The sequence below is a fragment of the Rhizobium chutanense genome (genome assembly GCF_002531935.1).
GTDB lineage: Bacteria > Pseudomonadota > Alphaproteobacteria > Rhizobiales > Rhizobiaceae > Rhizobium > Rhizobium chutanense.
Window position 1 is genome coordinate 1 of record NZ_NWSV01000045.1, and the last position, 21700, is coordinate 21700.

15 protein-coding genes and 5 pseudogenes are annotated in these 21700 nt (G+C 56.2%); 12 read left to right on the forward strand and 8 right to left on the reverse strand.

Features of this window, described 5'->3' with window-relative positions:
- Positions 1–436 precede the first annotated feature (436 nt).
- The 3 genes and pseudogenes from CO666_RS31775 to CO666_RS31795 all read right to left on the reverse strand — a co-directional run bounded on the left by CO666_RS31775 (position 437) and on the right by CO666_RS31795 (position 5359).
- The gene (locus CO666_RS31775; protein ID WP_004677039.1) at positions 437–922 is read right to left on the reverse strand and encodes a NifX-associated nitrogen fixation protein; all 486 of its coding nucleotides are present in this window, start codon (positions 920–922) and stop codon (positions 437–439) included.
- Positions 923–2601: 1679 nt separating this feature from the next.
- A pseudogene (gene nolL, locus CO666_RS31790) lies at positions 2602–3713 on the reverse strand (nodulation factor fucose acetyltransferase NolL).
- An 872-nt stretch (positions 3714–4585) separates the two neighbouring features.
- Complete coding sequence (locus tag CO666_RS31795; RefSeq protein ID WP_004677031.1) at positions 4586–5359, reverse strand: aquaporin; 774 nt, start codon at positions 5357–5359, stop codon at positions 4586–4588.
- Positions 5360–6259: 900 nt separating this feature from the next.
- On the opposite strand from CO666_RS31795, the gene CO666_RS31800 reads away from it, so the two are divergent.
- The 7 genes from CO666_RS31800 (at position 6260) to prs (ending at position 11855) form a co-directional block, all read left to right on the forward strand.
- A complete protein-coding gene (locus CO666_RS31800) occupies positions 6260–6715 on the forward strand; it encodes a phasin (protein ID WP_041684036.1) in 456 nt (151 codons plus the stop codon).
- A gap of 286 nt (positions 6716–7001) precedes the next feature.
- Entirely contained in the window at positions 7002–7556 is a 555-nt protein-coding gene (locus tag CO666_RS31805; protein WP_004672710.1) for an adenine phosphoribosyltransferase, read from the forward strand.
- Between the two features lie 31 nt (positions 7557–7587).
- Positions 7588–8856, forward strand: a complete 1269-nt coding sequence (locus CO666_RS31810; RefSeq protein WP_004672712.1) for a radical SAM/SPASM domain-containing protein — start codon at positions 7588–7590, stop codon at positions 8854–8856.
- 80 nt (positions 8857–8936) lie between these two features.
- Positions 8937–9431, forward strand: a complete 495-nt coding sequence (locus CO666_RS31815) for a hypothetical protein (protein ID WP_004672713.1) — start codon at positions 8937–8939, stop codon at positions 9429–9431.
- 5 nt (positions 9432–9436) lie between these two features.
- Positions 9437–9766: a hypothetical protein gene (locus tag CO666_RS31820; protein ID WP_004672714.1), complete on the forward strand. Its 330-nt coding sequence runs from the start codon at positions 9437–9439 to the stop codon at positions 9764–9766.
- Between the two features lie 29 nt (positions 9767–9795).
- Positions 9796–10911, forward strand: coding sequence for a nucleotidyltransferase family protein (locus CO666_RS31825; protein WP_004672715.1), 1116 nt, complete (start codon positions 9796–9798; stop codon positions 10909–10911).
- 2 nt (positions 10912–10913) lie between these two features.
- Positions 10914–11855, forward strand: coding sequence for a ribose-phosphate diphosphokinase (prs, locus tag CO666_RS31830; RefSeq protein ID WP_011053499.1), 942 nt, complete (start codon positions 10914–10916; stop codon positions 11853–11855).
- 6 nt (positions 11856–11861) lie between these two features.
- Here prs and CO666_RS34950 read toward each other — a convergent pair whose 3' ends face one another.
- Positions 11862–12953, reverse strand: a complete 1092-nt coding sequence (locus CO666_RS34950; protein WP_309506636.1) for a zinc-dependent alcohol dehydrogenase — start codon at positions 12951–12953, stop codon at positions 11862–11864.
- Positions 12954–13306: 353 nt separating this feature from the next.
- A pseudogene (locus CO666_RS31840) lies at positions 13307–13930 on the reverse strand (acyl-homoserine-lactone synthase).
- Between the two features lie 434 nt (positions 13931–14364).
- Between CO666_RS31840 and repA the strand changes: the two are divergent.
- The 3 genes from repA (at position 14365) to repC (ending at position 17965) form a co-directional block, all read left to right on the forward strand.
- On the forward strand, positions 14365–15579 hold the full coding sequence (gene repA, locus CO666_RS31845) for a plasmid partitioning protein RepA (protein ID WP_011053501.1): 1215 nt from the start codon (positions 14365–14367) through the stop codon (positions 15577–15579).
- Positions 15576–16601: a plasmid partitioning protein RepB gene (gene repB, locus CO666_RS31850; RefSeq protein ID WP_004672729.1), complete on the forward strand. Its 1026-nt coding sequence runs from the start codon at positions 15576–15578 to the stop codon at positions 16599–16601. Before repA ends, repB begins: the two co-directional genes overlap by 4 nt.
- Before the next feature lie 155 nt (positions 16602–16756).
- Complete coding sequence (gene repC, locus CO666_RS31855) at positions 16757–17965, forward strand: plasmid replication protein RepC (protein WP_097603683.1); 1209 nt, start codon at positions 16757–16759, stop codon at positions 17963–17965.
- Between the two features lie 450 nt (positions 17966–18415).
- Here repC and CO666_RS31865 read toward each other — a convergent pair.
- Both CO666_RS31865 and CO666_RS31870 read right to left on the reverse strand, forming a co-directional pair.
- Positions 18416–18627: pseudogene (locus tag CO666_RS31865) on the reverse strand (IS3 family transposase); the annotation flags it as partial.
- Positions 18581–19540: an IS4 family transposase gene (locus CO666_RS31870; RefSeq protein ID WP_041684010.1), complete on the reverse strand. Its 960-nt coding sequence runs from the start codon at positions 19538–19540 to the stop codon at positions 18581–18583. The pseudogene CO666_RS31865 and the gene CO666_RS31870, both read right to left, overlap by 47 nt.
- Before the next feature lie 78 nt (positions 19541–19618).
- On the opposite strand from CO666_RS31870, the pseudogene CO666_RS31875 reads away from it, so the two are divergent.
- Positions 19619–20043 (forward strand): annotated as a pseudogene (locus CO666_RS31875) (DDE-type integrase/transposase/recombinase); the annotation flags it as partial.
- Between the two features lie 256 nt (positions 20044–20299).
- Here CO666_RS31875 and CO666_RS31880 read toward each other — a convergent pair.
- Positions 20300–21328 carry an IS110 family RNA-guided transposase gene (locus CO666_RS31880; RefSeq protein ID WP_037175911.1) on the reverse strand — a complete coding sequence of 343 codons (1029 nt, stop codon included), beginning with the start codon at positions 21326–21328 and terminating at the stop codon, positions 20300–20302.
- A gap of 70 nt (positions 21329–21398) precedes the next feature.
- Here CO666_RS31880 and CO666_RS34795 point away from each other — a divergent pair.
- Positions 21399–21632 (forward strand): annotated as a pseudogene (locus CO666_RS34795) (integrase core domain-containing protein); the annotation flags it as partial.
- Between the last annotated feature and the right edge of the window lie 68 nt (positions 21633–21700).

The window sequence follows — 21700 nt, forward strand, 5'->3', positions numbered from 1 at the left end:
GGTGCGATCGGCAACAAGGTGCCGATCTCGTTGGTGAATTCGGGAGGCGCAACCAGCCCGCCTCCCTGAATGAAGCCGGAAAACTCTAGCATCCGGTGGTCCAACGTTTGGGAGCGGTTCAAGACCGCCGAGGCTCTAATCGCCGCCGGATGAAAATTCAGTGGCAGGTCATTTGAAGGCCAACCACCTACCTTCCTGCCGAACACTGGCAGACCAGAAAACAAGGGGCGCAGCCAATACACGTCGCTTGATCAGTGCTTGTGAGATACGCCGGAGCCAAAGAGGAGCCGTAGTGAGTAGTGAACGCACTGTCATGCAGGTTCCTCCATGTCGCCCCCCCCCCCGCGCCAAGAACGCTAGGGCACACCCCCGGATTGCTTGATTGCTGGGCAGATTAGCGAAGAATTCCGCCCTATATGAGCCGTTTCAACCGCACTTAAACGCGCGCTACATCTGAATAGGTCTTAATTGTTGTTAAGCCATTATCGACCAGGCCAGTTCCCGCCTCGGCGAGCTTTTGGAGGTTGTCGAAGCCAAATCGATGTACGTCGCGGAGCGTCTTCGAGAGTACTACGAGCCGCCCCGCCGTGAGTAATATCCGACCGAATCCCTCATGGTTCACAGTCAACACCGGTGACGCCATCAGTCCGGACTGCTCCTCTATAGCAAGTGCTACGGCGGCATAGAAGATCTCAAGCCGCCACTGCACCTCTAGGTCAGGTCCCCCGATGAGAGGAATCGCCCTACGCTGCTGCCTCGTCACGATGAAATCACAGAGCAAATCGGTGTCCGATTTCTCTTGCCACAATTCAAAGGTGTCTTGAGCACGCATCAGACGCAAGAGGCACTTAATGAAAGGCGTGGCGAGAGCATCTTTCTCATCTAATCGAGCATTGTTGGGGACAGGGGTGACGTTTGACATCAGTTAAAATCCTCCTGAGTGTTGGATGCGGTTTGACTAAGGGCCACACCCGCTTCCGGTAACACCATCCCTTAAAATGGTGCGGCAGATGGGACCTGTGGCGACGCAACTTGGCCCGGACGAATGACATGGCCCCTCGAAACGGGGCGGCCGCAACAACAACGGCAAGCGGCGGGCAACGCTGGCGGGCTTGACGAAAAGCGCTTCACAAGCGAGATTCCCGTCGCGATAGTCCAGTGGCGGTAGGTTTCGCCGCGAACTCCACCCTCAACCAACCTATTCGCCGCCAGGTGTAAAACCGTGTCTCGGGCTTTCGAATTGAGGATCAGGCGGGGGGTGGAATCAGCTTTTCGAGGTCGACAAGGACAGTGAGAGTATCTTGAGAGGCCGTGTACTTGCCGATACCCCCTTTTCCGTGCGAACTGATGCAGACCTGCCATGTATTTTCCCTTCAAGGTTCAAATCGACTTCGACCGGACGCCACACGTTCCACCAGGCGATTGCCCGCCGCGTAGTTCTGGGAGTTCAAGACTCATGCCAGTCTCCTCCGCTGAGGTTCGGAACACGGCATCTGTATTGTTTCCAGCTTCTTAGCTAGCCCATGAAGAATTGATCGAGGACAACGTTGTCGTGAACCGGACAAGACGCGGTGGGGATCGAAGAAATGGCATCCCGGTGCAGCGGCGGAACCTATTCTCCGGCCACGTCAGCAACAAATGACACCCGCCGAAGCCGCTCCGCTCTCAATTCGCGGATTGGGCGCAATGTCCGGCCGCTTGCCGAGGTGCAGCCGGTCGATCTTCTTTGCTTGGCGATCACAGCGCCTCCCAGTGATGGACTCCGAGACCCGCATGCATCACTGGCTGGAGCTCCCTTCCTCGACAGTTAGCGCCGTCATTTGGGGGAATGCCGCGGGCAAATGGAATGCAGGCATAGGCCCCCGCGACGCCGGCGACAGCTCAACAACGCTCTGAATTTCCACAGTGAACGGCTGTTAGACGTAGCCGGCAAAGGGGAAGCTCACGAAGATCAGATGGCCCTTCAGGGCCGGGTCCTGGTCCGATGCCCACCGGATCGACCGGCCGCAAGGTTTTAGGACCGTTTCAACAACCAGCCCCTGGGCGCCTCGGCGGCGTGTATCTTAAGTTGCCGGCGTGCGTCGGCCGCGTTCACTCTCTATCCGCACCAGAACACGGCACCCGGGGGATCATGCTGCCGGCACGACCTAGCTGGCCGGTACCGTCGGCGCCGGCAAGAGGATGACTGTGGCAGCGGCCGTCATGGAGCAGTGCTGCCTCGGTGTGACCGCTGAGGCGATACTCGCTGTTTCCGGTCATTGCTTAGCACAGGCCGGAAAAGCGTTTCTGGTACCTTAGCGAACGCTCGCGATTTTAGCAGGGACAACGGGACCTGGCGGCAAGCGGACCCCAAACAAGTGCGAAGCAAACCGAATCTTTGGCAACCTCAAAGAGGGTGGAGTCGATACCCTGGGGGTCAAGCGCCCGCGTCGTCGCGGAGCATTGGGCGCGGAGGGGTTTGCGGATTCTCGATACGTGATTGGCACATCAGTCGGACCTCAGCCGATCTTCGTGCAAAAGGATCCTTTAAAAATGGGCCCCTTAACGCGTGCCTTGGCATGCTTGCTTGCTGACGAAGTTTAGGTTGAGAATTGAACACCGCTAGTTATTCGCAGGATTGCTCGGCAAACGAACGAGGCGGGGTGGCGTTCCAAGCATGAGCTGGGACAGATAGGGAATGTCGCGCACGCTCCAGCGAACTGCTAGTGCTACGGCAATGATCATCGTCCCGAGAATTCCCGCCGCGCCAGACCTCATTGTGGGAGCCCATTGTTCTCCGTAATGTATCAAATCCATGAGACGGAATACCGTAGCCTGCACCAGGTACAACACGAGCGTGCTCTGCCCCACTTCCACGGCGATAAAGCGAACCACCCGGTTCGAGCGTCCAATTTCCAGGATTGAAGCAGAATCTCGATCATCACTGCAGAGGCCACTGTCGAGCCAAAAAACATCAGAAGGATATCTTTTGCCGACTGCAGATCCTGGATTAAGGCGAGATTGTTGTAGACATAGGTGTCCTCGCGCCACGCCATGAAGCACAAGCTAGCCGCGATAGAGGCGGACATCATCAGGAGTGGCTTATGATACCGCATTATGCTCGTCCACCAATCTCTCGACTGCGCAAATGAAAATCCCATGCAGAAAAAGGGATAGGTGTACTTTATGAGAGGGAATATAGAAAACGTCACGGGGGCAACTGCGACCAGTATGGATGAGACAAGCAAAGAGCGTGCCGACCCGGAGTTGAAGATCGAAATAAGTTTGACCAAAAGAAAAGAAGCAAACGCAGCCCAGATGAACCAGTATGTGCCGACGAAATCGTGCATGAATTGCAACAGGTTGCCAGGTGCGTCCGGCGGCCGGGGAAACATGAGCAATTTGACTGCCTCCAAAAGGGTGAACCAGAACAGCGTCGGCACCAGGAGCTGCAGCGCGCGATCACCGATGGCTTGCCTGAACGATTTGCCTAGTAGCCCTGATCTAGAGAGATATCCGCTTATCGCCATAAAGAGAGGCATGTGAAACATGTAGATCGATTTGAAGCATGCCGAATCCCAGAAGCCATCACCCTCGTAAAAGATATATTGTATCAGGTGACCGAAAATCACCAAGACAATGAGTATTCCTTTGGCGAAGTCTAAAGCTAGATCGCGATCGTCGGCCTCTGGCGCCTCAGGCACTGTCTTTCCACCTACAATTCTTGCTCGCATTCTCAACATCTCACGATGCCTACGGGAGCCTTTGAAAGCGGCATTTTCCAACCTCTCGTTCATCATGCAGGCTAATCCAGCTTCCGATCAGCGCTCCGACTTCGGCATGCTGAACGACGGCCAACGGTCATACAATTTGCCTGGGTTCCAAGTTCACAGGGCGACCGTGGCGACTTAGGCCCAGTAGCCGTTTTCGGCGTGTCCATTGGCTGTTTTTCGCCGCAACGTACGCCCCGCCTAAACTCGCTGCCGCGCAACTGCTTGGGCTGCCACGTCGTCGAAATCTTCTAACGGACATTTGCGCGTATGCAAGTAGCGCTGCTTGACTCTGCACTCGGCTATTGTTGCGATTGCATATGATTCTCCATGCCAAACTTGCGCGACACCGTATCAAAAGAACATATTGCCGATTCAATGGCTCCTAGCCGCTGTGGGTATCGTCTATCACCTACCGGCGCTTGGGTGTGGATCGGCACCCCAGCGCAACCCCCGGACGCTGGAGATTTGCTCCATTAGATCCGCCGCCCAACGTGTCCTATATGGCAGCCTCACCATTGTAAAATTCATGCTCCTAATGACACGCATCTGCGGTATGGATGAGTATCGCGGACCCTTGACAACCTTGAGCGGAAGGTCGGTGAGTATCGCGATACACGAGGCTTTGGCCGCGATCGCCGCCGTTTTGGATCGCCGCCAATGATAGCTGGACGTTGGGCTGCCATTGTCGATCCGTATGCGACGTTTGTCGATACGTCAGAGACGACCGTGGTCCCAATCCGTAGGAAGATCGCAGTAAGCGTCAAGATATGCGGGATGCAACGGCCAGTGTCTGGGGATGCGCTCCCCTGTCAAGGTCGAGACCCCCTCCTCGATCAGTGGCTTTCCCTTTTTGGGATACCTCTCCTTCGGTGGCGAAAGAATGAAACCGGGCTGGATATGTCGCTGGTCATTTCGCGCGATTCAAATTGGCGCAGACTTTGCGGCTCGCTTGACGCGACGATCCCCCTGAGCTGAAGAAGGCCGGCCGCAATAGCGCCGAGCATTGGCGCACATATATAAAGCCAGAGTTGAGAGAGTGCCGCCCCTCCTGCGAAAAGTGCTGGGCCGATCGATCGTGCTGGATTCACAGAAGAACCCGAAACGGTGATACCGCCAAGGTGGATCGCAACTAAGGCAAGTCCAATCGCCAATCGTGCAACAGCGCCGCGTCCAGCCGTGCATTTGAGGAATACAGTTACGAACAGGAACGTGGCGATAAACTCGAATAGGAACGCAGCTCTCCATCCGTAGACTACCCAGCCGGTTTGGGCGAAACCTTCTAGGGTGATATCGTAACCGCCGACCTTGTTCATAGCGATAAGGTAGAGCGTGCCTGCCGCCGCGATAGCTCCTGCACATTGGGCGGAGACATACGCGAGAAAGTCCCACACTCTCAATCGGCGCGACACGAGGAAACCCAGGCTGACCGCCGGATTGAGATGCGCGCCCGAGACTGGGCCAATCGTGTAGGCCATTGCAACCACGGTCGTCCCGAAGGCTAAAGCGACACCCAACAGGCCCACCTCTTGACGCATATAAAGCAATGTGCCGCAGCCGAGGAAGACAAGTGTGAAGGTCCCGAAGAATTCGCAAACATACTTTTTCATTTTTCACTCCATTGATTAGACCCCACGTACTTTTCGGTGTCATCCTCGTGCCGCCAAGCGTTCCGCATGCACCGAACCAATCATCGTGTCAGGTCCCGAAAACCTCCGTAGTTGACTTCAATTGCGTCCTTGTCCGACGAGATCGGCATCAGAGCCTATGGTCAACCAGCGTCACCGATCACCAGCAAACGTCGTACCAAATGAAATATGTTGCGCATCACAGCGATCGCTCTGATGACGTTCGGTCTTATGTTCGAAAGTGCCGTGAACAGGATAGGCAGGCGAACCGTACCGAGACGTATGGACCCGAGCTGGGCTACGAACAAATCGCCAAGCAGCCCATCCTCAAATTATCGAAACAACGACCCTCTTCATGGCTCCAAGCGGAAGGTGGTGCAAAGCAGGAACCAGGACAAGGGTTGATAAGACCGCCAGGGACGTTCACGAGAAGTCGAGTAACGCCCCTTAGCCACGAACAGGCACATGATCCTTGGCGCGATTTGAAGTCCGCGTGAATTCCCTTGTCCCCAGCGCAACCGTCGACATTTTTCGCAAATGTCGGGCATTCGCCACTTTTGTCAGATTTGTCGTGACTGGAACGTTTTGTTCGCCGGTCTCTCCGCCAAATACACATCAACCTGCCCTCAACCCGCCCATCGATAAACGAAAATCATCTTCTTGGCGCGTCGGAGCAGTTGGCATGGTGTTTGCTGATCCCTGGTTACAAGCGGCAGAAAGCAGTCTGCATGATGCCGGTTCATGAAACGAACGGAACGGAGGCCACCTGACCGTTCGTCATCGGATCCGCGTTCTACCAAAGCGGCCATGCATAGTCCGCCGGCGGAAGGGGTCAATCCCGATGTCACAGCTTGCAACCAACTCAAAGAGAAGGAAAATGCAATGACCAAGATTTCCGAAAGATCATTTGAAACGATCGAAAACCCGGGGTCATCGCCGCTCAAGGTGCCAGATCAGTTCGGCGCATCCGTTGAAAAGGGGAACAAGCAGGTGACAGAGGCTCTTTTGAAATTTGCGTCCGGCGCTGAAGCGACACAGAAAATGCTGCCTCCGATCCTCGAAACGACAAGTCTATTCGGCAACGAATTGTGGTGGAAGACGATCGCTGCACTGCAAGCCGACGCCGAGGCCGGCTTCTCACATTTGCAAGCTTTGCTGGGCGCGAATTCGCCGTCGCAGATCCTCGAACAGCAGTCGGCCTTTTTCCGCAAGCGGGTTGAGACAAGTTTGCAGCACGCCAAGGAAGTCCGGGAGCTCTCAAGCAGGGCGGTGGAGGAAATCTCAAAGCCGGTCAAGGATGCTTTTGACAAGGTCCTGACGAACCCCAAAGCGACGTAAAGTTGACTCGGCACTAAGATCAGGGCTGGACGAATCATGATCGGAGCCGCTTTCGAGGAGACAACATTATGCGGCCGACTGATGTTTCATCTGTTCGCGGCGCTGGCGAATTCCGGCGTGATCTGGTCAGAGAGCGGACCCGTGCCGGCCCGGAGGAACGTGGTAGGCGCGGCGGCGGCCGCCGCTGATAAGCTTGCCAGGGCCTCATCTGGTGGCTGGCCACAAAGTGCGCGAGGCCATCGCACCTTACGAGGCTCTTAGATGGTTACATGTGGGGGATAGTAAAATGATTGTAGCTGTTCCAAATAGCGGGGCGTCACGGATTAACCAATCCGGTGTAGAAGCATTACGAGAATTTCCTAACTTTCCGATAGGCGGGATCTTGTTCAAGGATATAGCGCCTATGCTGGCTGGTAGAGGTGCATTGGGCGAAGTCGTTTCTACCGTCGCAAGCCAAGTGTCGGGAACAGAAATCGATGCCATTTTGGCGGTTGATGCGCGTGGTTTCATCTTGGGCGCCTCATTGGCTGATAGGCTCGGTTGCGGTTTCATCATGGTAAGGAAACCCGGTAAACTGCCGGGGGACGTCCTCTCATTTGAATACAGCTGTGAATACTGCTCCGGAACCCTGGAGGTAACTGCCGGCCTCATCGGTGACGGCCTGCGATGCCTGATTGCTGATGACCTTCTAGCGACGGGTGGCACTGCTCGGGCGACTGGGAATTTTGTCAAGTCCCAAGGCGGAGAGATCGCCGGATACGCATTCATACTCGAAATCGAAGTTTTGAAAGGCAGGCGTCAATTGGACGACGCACCAGTGATCAGTGCGATGACGTGCTAGCGCAGCAACATAGACGTAAGGAGGCAAGCGCATGAATACCCCTGATTGGCTTTCGACACCGCAGGACGTGCATGTAGCCAGTCAGACGCTACAGGCCCTCGTCACAAGTGAACTTTCGAAACGAGTCGTCTCGGAAAACGAAATTAAAACGATCTATCTGTTTCTAACCCGCAAGTGCAATTTGGGATGCCACCACTGTTATATCGCAGGCGTCGGGCCCAAGGCCAAGGGCATTGATTTCAACCTGGAGGCGATCCAAGGACTGATCGAGCAAGCACTACCCAATGGGCTGCGCAAGGTTAAGGTTTCCGGGGGTGAACCGATGGTTCACAAGGAATTCATGGCAGTCATGGAATATCTCGCATCCTGTGGGCTGAAGGAGCTGGTTTTCGAGACGAATGGAACCCTCTTTGACGAGTTCACGATCGAGCAGCTAAGTAGGCTCCCCAATTTGACGGTCTTCATCAGCCTCGACCATTTCGACCCAGAGGCGCACGACGCTTTCAGAGCAAAATCGGGTGCGTTCGCCAAGACTGCGATTGTCCTGCAGCGGCTTGGAAAAACTGACATCTCTACGGTGGTAACGACGACTGCCTATCGCAACAACTATGACAAGGTGATTTCGATTATAGATTTGGTGCTCGGCTGGGGCATCAAGAAGCATCGGACGCTGCTCAACATACATCCGATGGGCAACGCGCGCAGCCATGAGGACAATGCGATAAGCTTGGAGGAATGCAAGCTACTGATAGGCGATCTTTTGAAATCTCCCCATTTTGAGAGTGGCGCTGCATACATGACTCTGCCGCCGGCTCTGATGCCTCTCAAGTATCTGAACGGCGTGCATACTTGCGGTTGGGGCGACAACGTACTGGGCATACTGTCGAACGGACAAGTTTCGATGTGCAGTGCCTCCTACGATGATCCGGAAATGATCGCCGGCAATGCCTTCGAAATGCCCTTGATGGAAATCTGGCGCAACAGCCCGTTCTTCCATGAGCTACGCGAGGTGGTGAGTGGCGAGGTTAAGGGCGTCTGCGGCAACTGCGTGTTTTATCCAGTCTGTCGCGGCGTCTGCAAGATGAGTAGCTGGTCGCACTATGGTGAAAAGGACGCGCCCTATCCGCTGTGCCAGGAACTTTACAATAACGGAGGTTTTCCGGAGTACGCCCTGGTGGACCCGACGAAAGATTCCACCTACCGCCGCGGAGTTATAGCGAAAGAGCGTCGGCCCGCCGCCGAAGCTCCTGTCTATAACTTCTCGGAGGAAATCGCGGCTGCTGCGCAACACACTCACTAACGCAGGAGGCGCGACGTAATAATTGCTGTGTCGACGACGTAATTTAACCAGGTCAACAAAAATAACGTGGAGGATTGAGGATGAGCAGAGCTTTCCGAGGTGCGGCGGGTGTGGCGCACACACTTGCGAACAACGCGATACGATCCGGCAACAAAGCAGCCGCCCAGCAAGCCCAGGTGATTTCTCGTCTCGCGGAAGGACTCGCCCGGCTGCAGGCGGGTTTGGATGACCAAGCTCAGCAATTGACGGCTGGCCTTGTAAAATTAGAGCAATCGCTAAAGGTGTCACGCAGATCGCAACGGTCGAAATCCGGCTCACTCGCTGCTAACGGCGAACTACAAGACTACTACGTTGATATAACCGCCTCGAAGAAATTTGGCAAAGCCAATTGGCCGCGCGCCGCCGATTCAGGTCTTGTAGGACGCCGCATTGGGCGAGGACCGGTTAGGATGACTGGTTCCGACACACAATCGGCAAAGGCGGTTACCGCCGCATTCGCCAAACTTCTTTCGGCTCAGGCACAATTGCTGCAGATACGCAGTGAAGTGGAAGACCTCAAGAAGGTTCAGAGGTAGCGGCAATGGCTAGTTCCCGACTGTTTGGCTACGCCGTTGACGAAGAGGATGGCAAGCTGGTAATCGTGATTGACGGATTGCTTGCCGAAAGTTGCATCCGGCAAATTCGGGACAGCGCCCAGACGGGCCGCGGTGGTGAACTCTTGTCGCGATTGCTGCCGGTAAGTTCGGTTTACAAGCTTATGTCTGGACAAGAGGAACGCGCTGAAGAAACGCTCAGCCTTGAACAGTTGCTTGGACAAAACGTCGACCAGAGTTTCGCTTCCTTCGAACAACAGTTCGCCGACCTGAGGCAGACACTAGCCGAATTCGGCAGCCCGGAAAGTTCGAAATAAATCACGCAGCCGTATCAGGAGTCTCCGCGATGCTTCGGTTGTCACCAGAAGACTCTATTTTGCTGATCACCTGCCGGGCCTACCTACGACCCGAGGATGAAGAGCGTTTGGTTCGTCTCTGCAAGGAGCCTGTCAACTGGCCCTATGTGGTATGGCGCGCCGAGCATAATCGGACGGTGCCGCTGCTTGAGAATCACTTGCGCCGCCTCGATTTGTTGACACTATTGCCTACTGAGGCGGCGCATTACGTTCAGTGCTGGACTGTCATGTCAAAGGTCAGGTCCGCACTCGAATTTCGCAATCTGCCAGAAATCATGGATGCGCTGGATCGGGCCGGCATCGCCTGGTTCCTGGTGAAGGGACCAGATCTCGCGCTTCTCCACTATCCCGATCCACTCCTACGGCCGATGACCGATCTCGACATCATGGTCAAGCCCGCTGACGCGCAGCGCGTGCAGCGGCTCATGTTCGATCTCGGCTACCGGCACGGTATTTTCGACCCTTCAAATGGCAACTGGCATCCGGAACGAAAGGAACTCGATGACGAAACCTTCCGCGAAAGCTATTCCTTGCCGGTGTTTGTAAGGATAGAATCCGTTGAATCTCCGTTCCCTGGTCCCGCGGTGCCACGCCAGCTGCGCTACCGCCACGTAAAGGGATACATCGATTCCGCGAAGAAGCTGCACATGCCCATCTTCATTGATATGCATGTAAATCTCTCCGTCGGCATCGATGTCGAAGACATATGGTCAGGCGTGCGTCTTGCAAACGGTCTAGGCCGCATATTGCAGGTCCAATCCGCGACTGGCGCCGTCTGGTTCCTTTCGGCCAGGCTTTATCACGAGGCCTTCCTTTATAATTCGCTTCGACTATTGATGTTCGGCGATCTTCATGCGGTTCTACACAAAGAAATGGCGAATATTAGCTGGGCGGAGGTCGCTGCGATAGGTTACAAATACGAGATGAGGCCGGCGTTATATTTCGTCCTGACGCAGATGAAGCGCATCTGTGGGATAGACATACCGTCCGAGTTCCTAGAGCTCATTCGACCTGATCAAACCGAGGTACCACTTCAACATGATTGGGGCGACGTGTTGCCCAAACTGCTGTCTATTCCCACTGTTAACGATCTTGAGCTGGCGTAAATATGGCGCCCGAGTCACCATATCGTACAGATCCTGCGGCGAACGACCTTCGTATCGCAGCAACCGAAACCTCTGCAAAGTTTGCGTCAACAGTCCATCGGGCCCTCACGCGGTCAGGAATAACGATCCTAAACACGCAGGTGTTCAGCAATGGCCAGATGGCTGTCACTCCGCGCGACGGCGGGCTTGGCGGAAATGTGGTGGTCGTGCAAACATTTCCTGACAGCGTTCATGATCGTCTTTTCGAGTTGTTCCTAGCGCTTGGTGCCGTGCGGGCGCGGGGTCCCCGCACGATTACCGCTGTTCTTCCCTACCTCCCATATTCGCGTTCGGATCGCCCTGCCTTCGACGGCGGACCTGTACCGGTGCGAATCCTTGCGGGGATTATCGAAACGCTCGGTATAGATCGGCTGATAACTTTCGAACTCCATGTTCCTCAGCTGTGCGCCGCATTTGCCTGTCCTGTCGTCAATCTTCAGTTCGCTCCCGCCCTAGTTCGCCATCTCGGTTCTGCGGCCGTCGATGGCGACATGGTCGTTTCACCGGACTTCGGCGGAGCGAAGCGAGCTGAGCACTTGGCGGCCCTGCTCGGCTGCCCATTCGCTGTCATGCGCAAGCACCGCAGAGACGATGATGACTTTCGGGAGAGCGTCGAGATTCTGGGGGACGTTGCTGGCCGGACGATCATCCTGATTGACGACGAAATCAACAGTGGTCAGACGGCTTTTTCAGCCGCCGCACATCTCAAAGCGGCAGGCGCTCGCAAGATAACCCTTGCCGCAGCCCATGCCATATTCACGCCGTCGCTGAACGAAAACTGGGGACGGTCTCAGATCGACCGCATCGTTGTGACCGACAGCGTCGGACGTACCGACAATTTCCCCGACAGTGTCGAAGTAGTCTCGATCGGCAACGAAATTGCAGGCGCGCTGCAGGCACGCTGAGAAGCATTACCTGAAATCTAGCATCACGCGATTAACACGTGGATCGAGCGCCTGCTCGAATGCCTCTTGGGCGTTTGACGAGGGCCAAAGATTGACCTGCAGCACGTCGAAGCGTGCGGCGTGTTCAACGATGGTTCGAATGGCATTTCTCACGTCGTCCGCGCTTTGGGCTATGGTGCCGATCAGTTCAATTTCCCGGTAATGCAGAAAGTTAGCGCCTACCGATAACAAATCGGACGTCGGAATCGATTGGTAGAGTACAATCCTGGCACCGCGTGACGCCGCAGCTATGGCCCCCTGAATGCCTCTGACACCGAAGCGCGTGCAAAAGATGCAGTCGAAGCCCCAGCCATCCGTTAATTTCTCGACGAGTTTCGGATCAGACAGAGAATGAACTGACCCCGTTGCATGGGCGCCGGTCGACATCACAGGCCCATGCGTTGCCACGTCGTCATCGAAAAGGTAAACGTCGCATCCTTTGGTTGTCAGAAGTATCGAATGGAGAAGGCCCATCGTGCCTCCGCCGATGACGGCCACAGTGTCTCCAGCCTTTGCACGCGCCCTATTTATGCCGCGTGCCACGCAGGCGACAGGTTCAACTAACGCGGCACGCTCGGGAGCCAAAAAGGAAGGTACGGAAAAAACCTGATAGGCGGGTACGCCCACAAAATTGGCCAATCCCCCCGGCCCCTGCGGCACCCCTCCTCTCGCTTTAGGATTTAAATATGCACAGTGGTTGTCCAGTCCGAGGCGGCAGGCACGACATTGGCCGCATCTGCGCATTAAAAGCACCGCAACGCGGTCTCCTACGCGCAGGCCATCCGGTACATCGTCCGGCAGAGACACGATCGTGCCTGACAACTCGTGCCCGCCCCAATAGGGGTAAGTCGGCTTGGCGCCCCGATAAACGCGTTGCTCCGGTGTGCAGAGTCCACACAACTCTATCCGCACACCGACTTCGGACGATACGGCGAGTGGAACCGACAATGTCCATTCTTCAACCTTGCGGGGGCAAGTAATTACGAGTCCACGAACCTCCATACGAGACCTCTCGCTCCCCGACACACCGACTATCCTAATATGTACACTTACTTGCATCCAGAATCTAGCCAACAACCACAGGCGGCAGTCAGAAAGCTGATGAAATCACGTGCCTTGCTGGCGGGCTTGCTTATGTCCTGGGTCTTGACAAGCTTCTCGGAGATATCGTCGGCGCAAACGGCAAAGGACGTTTCAAGCGGCAGAAGTGTTCCCTTGCGCAAGGAGCGACGAAACTATTGAAGGTAGAGTGGAGCGCTTGGGCCGCGTCAATGCCACCAGCCTCAAACACGAGCCGCGGTTTACCAGCCCGTTCTTCGATGCATCCTCATCTCTGCGAAGATGCCATGTCGCCTTCCCTCATCTGCCCGCGCGAACCCTCCTAAGAGCCTATCGCCACATCGTCCAAAGCTTCATCCTTCGTGGCGCACCGGTTCGAACCGAACAGACCAACAATCCGAGTCGCACCGAGAAGGATGACGGCAACTAGATCGGTAGTTGGGCGGCCGCAACATCAGAAAGGTCTCAGCGTTTGCTGGACGCGTGCCTGCGATGGCGGTGGTGGCAACGATCTTCTCTGGCTGCCCCAAGCGCGGGAGAGGCCATTCGACGCTAGCAAGAGTTCGCTCGAACCTGATATCCGTTACCGCAACGACTTCGCTGAGACCACCTCCCAGGCACCATTCTACGATGCCGGCGAACAAGGTCAGCGTTGCCTCGTGAACGGAACCATCTCCCCTCCCCTCCCCTCCACTCTTCGAGGTGTCGACGCAAAAGCGAGAACTCTAGACCATCAGGGGATTGGCGTTCAGGCGGCCCTTCGGGAGCAGAGACGGAAATACGTCTACCAGCATGGTCGGTCCCATCGCAGACAAATCGCGTGCACATCCTGCAAGTGGTCCAGCCGCGGTGACATCCAGGATGGCAGTCGGGGCGAGAGCGTCAACCCCATCTGCCTCGCACTCGTCGACTACTTCTACATCCCAAGTGCGAGTGGAAAAGATCCTCGCACGTAGCCTATGATCGTCCTGAAGCAGCTACGCTTCGTAGTAAATTTTTGGTGTCGAGATCGCGAATACCTGCATGAATTTCTCCGCCGCCGTTAGGCGCCGGGAACTCTGCACGAATTGGAATCGGGCGTCCGTTGTCGAATGCTTACGGTTTTGTGCGAGTGAGTCGCGGCAAGGGGATCACCGACTTTGCCGAGGTCTTCTGCTTTTCGTCTAAATCGCCGGGGCACATTTGTAGGATTCACAATAAAACACACCATGACCAATCGGTACCGCGGTCTTGCTAAGCTGCAGGATATAAACGGAAAAATCCATTTACTCTACGTTCCGGGTTTATCCACGTTAGCCTTTCGTTAACCTAAAACCCCTTGCTCAAAATGCAGAATCGGCTCTAATAGCTAGTGGCGGAACTTTAGCGGTTTCGCGAAAAGTTCCGCCACTTGCAGGAAATGGATTTTGAGATGGCGAAAACCGCAGCAAACACAGCGCCGGTCGTCGAAGGGTTGACCGCATTGATGGAGCGTCATGCTGACGCTCTCTCCAGCCAACTTCAAGCACATCATCTCAAGGTCTTCCCGCCGACGTCCGAAAAGGGCATTCGATCCTTTGCACCGTCAGAAGCCTCAAAATTGCTTGGCATCGGTGAGTCTTATCTTAGACAAACTGCTTCGGAAATGCCTGAACTGCACGTTAGTATGAGCCCTGGCGGTCGACGCACGTTCACGATCGAAGATATTCATTCAATCCGTAAGCACCTGGACCTGATTGGCCGCGGGAACCGGCGCTACCTGCCCCATCGTCGCACGGGGGAGCAGCTTCAAGTCGTCTCGGTGATGAATTTCAAAGGCGGCTCGGGCAAGACGACGACAGCCGCGCATCTGGCACAGTACCTGGCAATGCGTGGCTACCGGATTCTCGCGATTGATCTTGATCCCCAAGCAAGCCTTTCCGCACTCTTCGGCAGTCAGCCAGAAACTGACGTTGGTCCGAACGAAACACTCTATGGCGCCATCCGGTATGATGACGAGCAGGTCCCAATCGAGCAGGTTGTCCGAGGAACGTACATCCCGGATCTTCATCTAATTCCTGGCAATCTTGAACTGATGGAGTTTGAGCACGATACCCCGCGCGCGCTTATGAACCGGAAGGAAGGTGACACGCTTTTTTACGGTCGGATCAGTCAGGTCATCGAAGACATCGCGGACAACTACGATGTCGTCGTTATCGATTGCCCTCCCCAACTTGGCTATCTCACGCTTTCAGCTCTGACCGCCGCAACCTCGATCCTCGTCACCGTCCATCCCCAGATGTTGGATGTAATGTCGATGAACCAGTTTCTGGCGATGACCTCGAATCTCCTTCGGGAAATCGAGAACGCAGGCGCCCAGTTCAAGTTCAATTGGATGCGCTACCTCGTCACTCGTTTTGAACCGAGCGATGGCCCGCAGAACCAGATGGTGGGCTATCTGCGTTCGATCTTCGGCGAAAATGTCCTCAATTTTCCGATGCTCAAGACGACCGCCGTTTCGGACGCTGGCCTGACGAATCAAACCCTCTTTGAGGTTGAGCGCGGACAGTTCACGCGCTCGACCTATGATCGGGCCTTAGAGGCGATGAACGCCGTCAACGACGAGATCGAAACTCTAATCAAAAAAGCATGGGGTAGAACCACATGAGTCGGAAGCACCTCCTTGACGTCACCACGGACGCGCCCGACAGCTCATCAGCTGCTGAACACAGAGCGGCAAAGACTCGCTCCATGCCGCTTCTCGGCGTGACCAGAAAAGAACGAGATCCAGCGACGAAGCTGACTGCAAACATCGGTAACGCGTTGCGCGAGCAAAATGATCGTCTTGGTCGTGCCGAGGAGATCGAGCGGCGTCTCGCCGAAGGTCAGGCCGTGGTTGAACTGAACGCGTCGTCAATCGAGCCGTCCTTCGTTCAGGATCGCATGCAAGGTGATATCGAAGGACTTCTTGCATCCATCCGCGAGCAAGGACAGCAGGTCCCAATCCTTGTGAGACCTCATCCCGTTAAACCCGCGCACTACCAAGTTGCCTTTGGACACCGCCGGCTGCGCGCCGTTTCGGAGCTAGGACTGCCGGTCAAGGCGGTTGTTCGAGACTTGACGGACGAGCAGTTGGTTGTCGCACAGGGTCAGGAAAACAATGAGCGCGAAGACCTCACCTTCATCGAAAAGGCACGTTTCGCACACAAGCTAAACAAGCAGTTTCCACGAGAAATCGTCATCGCGGCTATGTCAATCGATAAAAGCAACTTGTCGAAGATGCTCCTGCTTGTTGACGCCCTCCCCTCTGAATTGATCGATGCCATCGGCGCCGCTCCAGGCGTTGGACGCCCAAGTTGGCAGCAATTGGCAGAGCTGGTTGAGAAAGCATCGCCTCCGGCAGGCGCTGCGAAATATGCTGCCTCGGAGGAGGTGCAGGCGCTGCCGTCGTCGGAACGGTTCAAGGCAGTGATCGACCATCTGAAACCGCGTCGGACTGCGCGCGGGTTGCCAGACGTCCTGTCGACCCCCGATGGCGACAGGCTTGCGCAGGTCACGCAGAGCAAGAGCAAGCTAGAAATTACCATTGACAGGAAAGCCACGCCGGATTTCGCGGCTTTCGTACTCGAGCATTTGCCGGCGCTTTACCAGGAGCATCGCGCAAAGCATCAACGGAAACAGGGAGTGTAACCCGCAAAAGAAAAGAGCTCCCTCAACGTCGCCGTCGTGGAAGCCCTTCTGTCTCTGTAGCAAGAACAGAATCGCATTTCCTCGAATCCTCGTCAAGAGTCTTTGGCGCCGTTTTGGTGAGCGAATTTCCTTTGCCTGCTGAAAGGTGAGAGACAATGCAGTCGGGGAATGTAGCGACGCCGTTCGGGCGGCGGCCAATGACGCTTGCGCTCGTGCGGCGCCAGGCGGCAATGGAAATCAAGCATGGAAAAGCTGCCGATAAGTGGAAAGTGTTGAGAGACGCTTCCGCCGCGATGGAACTGCTCAAGATCCAGTCGAACAGTCTGGCTGTTCTTGACGCACTTTTGAGTTTTTATCCTGACAATGAGTTGCGTCAGGATGCACAATTGATTGTCTTCCCCTCGAATGCCCAACTGGCGCTTCGGGCGCATGCAATGGCGGGCGCAACGTTGCGGCGGCATATTGCCATTCTGGTGGAGTCGGGGTTGATCGTCCGTAAGGATAGCGCCAATGGCAAGCGCTTCGCCCGCAAGGGCGACGATGGCCAGATCGAGAATGCTTTTGGCTTCGACCTGTCGCCCCTCCTGGCGCGATCGGAAGAGTTGGCGATGTTGGCGCAAAGAGTGGCGGCCGAGAGAGCCTCGCTCAGGAAAGCCAAAGAGAGCCTTACAATTTGCCGGCGGGATGTTCGCAAACTTATTACTGCTGCAATGGTCGAGGGCGCCGACGGCGATTGGAAGACGACCGAGGACATCTACATTGCGCTCGCGAGCAGAATTCCGCGCGTTCCGACCCTTGAAGGGGTCACTAGCGTTCTCAATGAAATGGAGATGCTCCGTGAGGAAGTGCTTAATCGTTTGGAAAACCTCGAGAATGCTGAAAAAATTAGCACCAATGCTGCTCATATCGAGCAGCACATACAGAATTCAAAACCCGAATCCATAAATGAATCTGAACCACGCTCCGAAAAGGAGCAGGGGGCAAAGGCGAGCTTGAGCCTTCAGCCGAAGAATGAATCGCAAAGGGCGTTCCCCTTGGGATTGGTGCTCAAGGCGTGCCCGATGATCAGCGACTATGCACCGCGCGGCGTGGGAAGCTGGCGAGATCTGATGTCTGCCGCTGTGGTGGTTCGATCTATGCTGGGGGTAAGCCCTTCCGCCTACCAGGATGCCTGCGAGGCGCTAGGACCGGAGAATGCTGCGGTGGCAATTGCGTGCATCCTGGAAAGGGCTAACTTCATCAACTCTCCTGGAGGCTATCTGCGGGATCTAACGCGCCGAAGTGAGCGCGGTGAATTCTCGCTTGGCCCGATGATAATGGCGTTGTTGAAGGCCAATGGGCAAGGCGGTTTGAGGGCTGGGTAAGTGCGGCTGATCGTTGTTCCTGCCGTTGAGGATTTCGGTTGTGGTCAGCTGACCACCAAGCTAACCTCTTGGAAAACACCAACTTTCAAAGGCGGCTTGTCGCAGGCATTGTGCCGGTTACCGTCTGGCTCCCGAGCCAAATGACGCCTCTTAGGGGAACAGTAGACCGTGATCTCAATACGAACGCGCCCAAGGTCGCGCACGAACAAGACCAGGAGCGAAGTCTTCGCACGAAATGGCAGCCGCCTTTCATCAATTCATTGGCACCGGCGCGGCAAATCGCAAGGCGGCCGGCTGTGCCGGCTAATCGCGAGTGGGCGATGGCGCCGCATGGATAGGACGCAATAGGAACAACTACCTGCTGCCATCCGCAGCGCCGGAATCTACGGGGCTGATTCGCGGCGGCACTTCCACAACACTGGGAGAATTCATCAACCGCTATCTTGGGCGAGGTGACGCAATGAGCCACTCGACCCTATGGTCTTTTGACCAGGCAAGAATGGCATTCGAGGTGAGTTTGGTGCCGTTGTCGGAGAGATCATTGCGAGTTTCGAGCGAGGCGACGACCGGAGATCGAGGTGTCCGGGGATCGCCGCGAGGCATTCTCGCGTCGCGTCATCGACGATGTTGAGCACGCGAAACCCCCTTCCGTAAGCGAACTTGCAGGCACGCGCGCACCGATCCTGGCCAACGCGAAGGCTCTGCCCGCTGGTCGCTGGATTTTGTTCGTGACCAAAAGCAAATGATCCAGTGGAACATTTCTCCACCGAACGACTGAGGCATATACCTATCTCGCAAGGCCCAGCCATCGGCACAGTATTTGAGTCCGTTGAAGAAGGTGATGGGTCCAGGCGGCTTGGAGGAGGCATAGCCGTTCCAGCCGCCGAGTTTGGCGATGATCCAAGCGGCCCAGGCGAGCGAAGCTTTGGGATGGGGATTGGATTGCAGCTTGGTCTTGCCCTTGAAGCGGCTTTCGAGGGCGGCGAGCGTGTTGATCTCGTGGGGACTGACTGCCAGGCTTGCCGGGTGAGGATCGCCGCCACTGCGGTCCTGCACGAGTTGGAGGACGATTGCCGCGGCCTTGGCGGCGATGGCGACGAGCTTTTCCAGCCGCGGCGCTAACTGCAATTGGCTGTCTTCGATCTTGAAGCCCTGCGTCTTCATCACCCGGAAGAACTGCTCGATCATCCAGCGCTGCTTGTACCAAGCGACGATCTGCCAGGCGTCAGTCGCACTGGAGAGCGCATGGGTGGTCAAGAGCAGCCAATGCAAGGGCTCGACACCGTCGGGTGCGTCCGGTTCGACGACCTCGACCCAACTGAGCCTAACCCCGTCGGGCAGCCCTTCTTCGCGCAGGTTTTGCGGTCGCCTGATCGTCGCCTGGCCGAAGCGCAGGCACAACGTTGCCTGCCGCGCCGGACGGTCGGCGCGCTCGCGCAGCTCGATCGTTTGGGTGTCGCAGAACCGAACTGTCTCTACGACATCACGCAGTTTAGAGCCGCCGATGAGTGCATGGTCATGCATGACGCGCGACAAAAGATCGAAGCGTTGGTCGGGCAGGCGCGCCCACATCATAAAGAAGTCGCCCTATTGCGCGACCTCGCGACCGGCGACCGGCGACCGGCGGCTTCGGCGGGGGGGGGGAGCGCCGTTGGGGTCGACCGCATCTACGGGCTCTATCGCGAAGAAGGACTTTCCGTTCGCAAGCAGAAAAGCCGGGGCGGCACTGTCGGCACGCGTGGCCCGATCCTGGTCGAAGCGAAGGCCAATGCCCGAAGCTCGCTGAATCTCGTTCACGACCAGTTCGCTTGCGGAAGGCGGTTTCGCGTGCTCAACTTCGTCGAAGACGTGACCCGCGAATGCCTGGCGGCGATCCCGTGCACCTCGATCTTGCGTCGTCGCGTCGCTCGCGAACTGTCGGTCCTCATCGAACGGCGCGGCAAACCGGGGATGATCGTCTCCGACAACGGCACGGAATTCACCTCGAATGCCATCCTTGCCAGGTCGAAGGATCATAGTGTCGAGTCGCACGGCATCACGCCGGGAAGCCGATGCAAAACGCTAATGTCGAGAGCTTCATGTATAGACGGCCCCGCGGGCGCAAGAGGCTTTCTGCAAGTTTAGGTCATCATTCGGGTGCGTTCATGTATTCGGCCTTTGTCTGCGACCGAGACCATGGTCGCTGGCCCTGATGGAGTACGCGGATCGAGGCCTCATCAACGGGTCGCGCTTGAATGCGGCGCCTAAAGCTCTCCGGGTTTGCTCGATCCCCAGCTCCGCTGGATGACCATCTGTTGCTTCTGCACCTTACGCCGGTTCGCTGAGGTTTCCTGTCTATGCTGTCTTGACGCGTGCCTCCCTGAACATCTCTCCACTTGTCATCATCGCCCAGATGATCCGAGCAAGTTTGTTAGCCACGGCGACGGCCACGATCATAGGACGTCGTCGTTGTAGTAAAGCTTCGATCCAAGCTCCCCCGACCTTCGCTCGAGCTTTCGGATACCGAACTATATTCCTGGCGCCGATTACGAGCAGATGACGCAGGTAGGCATCTCCTTGTTTCGTAATCCCTCCCAATCGAGTGGTGCCGCCACTGGAGTTTTGACGCGGCGTCAGGCCCAGCCAAGCTGCAAACTCTCGACCGGAGCGGAACATCCTAGCGTCCGGAATGGTGGCGGCGATGGCCGTAGACGTGATTGGGCCGACCCCTGGGATCGACGAAAGCAGATTTGAGACCGGATCTGAACGACCGATTTCCGCTAGCTTCGTCTCAATCCCGTCGATCTGCTTGTTCAACTCGCCAACAGATCCGATCAAGCTGGTCAACGCATACCGAGCATGTTCTGGCAACGAGGCCGCAACTTCCTCTATCATCGGCATTATGGTCTCGATGCGTTGTCGACCTTGGCCGAAGATGATTCCGAATTCGGCGAGATGAGCGCGGATCGCACATACCGTCATGGTCCGTTGCCGTACCAGCAGACCTCTAGCTCGATGTAGCATCAGGAAGCTCTGGTTAGCCTCAGACTTTACCGGAACGAAGCGCATATCGGGTCGCCGAACAGCCTCACAGATGGCTGCAGCGTCCGCGGCGTCATTCTTCGCGCCGCGCCGTACAAACGGCTTCACATACGAAGGCGGTATCAACCTAACCTCGTGACCGAGCTTCATCAGCTCCCGAGCCCAGTAGTGCGCCGTGGCACAAGCTTCGACACCAACAACGCATGGCCTTGCACGCTGAAAGAACTTGATCATCTCGCTTCGCCGGAGCGCCGCGGTTTTGATCACTGAACCGTCGGCATCCACCGCATGGACGTGAAAGTTATGTTTGGCCAGATCAAGGCCTATCGTGCTGGCGATCATATCAGTGGCTCCTGTTTGAGTTGGCGCATCATCATACGACCAACCGGTTCGGAGCGGGGCCGTCTTCCCCATCAACGGCCGGATGCGGGACGAGATGGTCAACCAAAGCCTGTTCCTCGGCTGCGATTATGCCCGAAGCGCCATTGCTGGGCCGACGATTACAACCACTTCCGGCCGCACTCATCGCTCGGACCAGACCCGGGCACGTGATGCAGATACCATTGCCGCAACCGGCTCCAACGCTGCGCGAGATGAAAGCTTCGCGTTTCCGCCACTTGGCGTACTCGGAGCGCGCAGGCTCTAGTTGTGAGCTTTCGGGAGGTTGTCCATTCAAAGCGGATTTAGGAGACTGGAGCTATCACACCTCGAGTC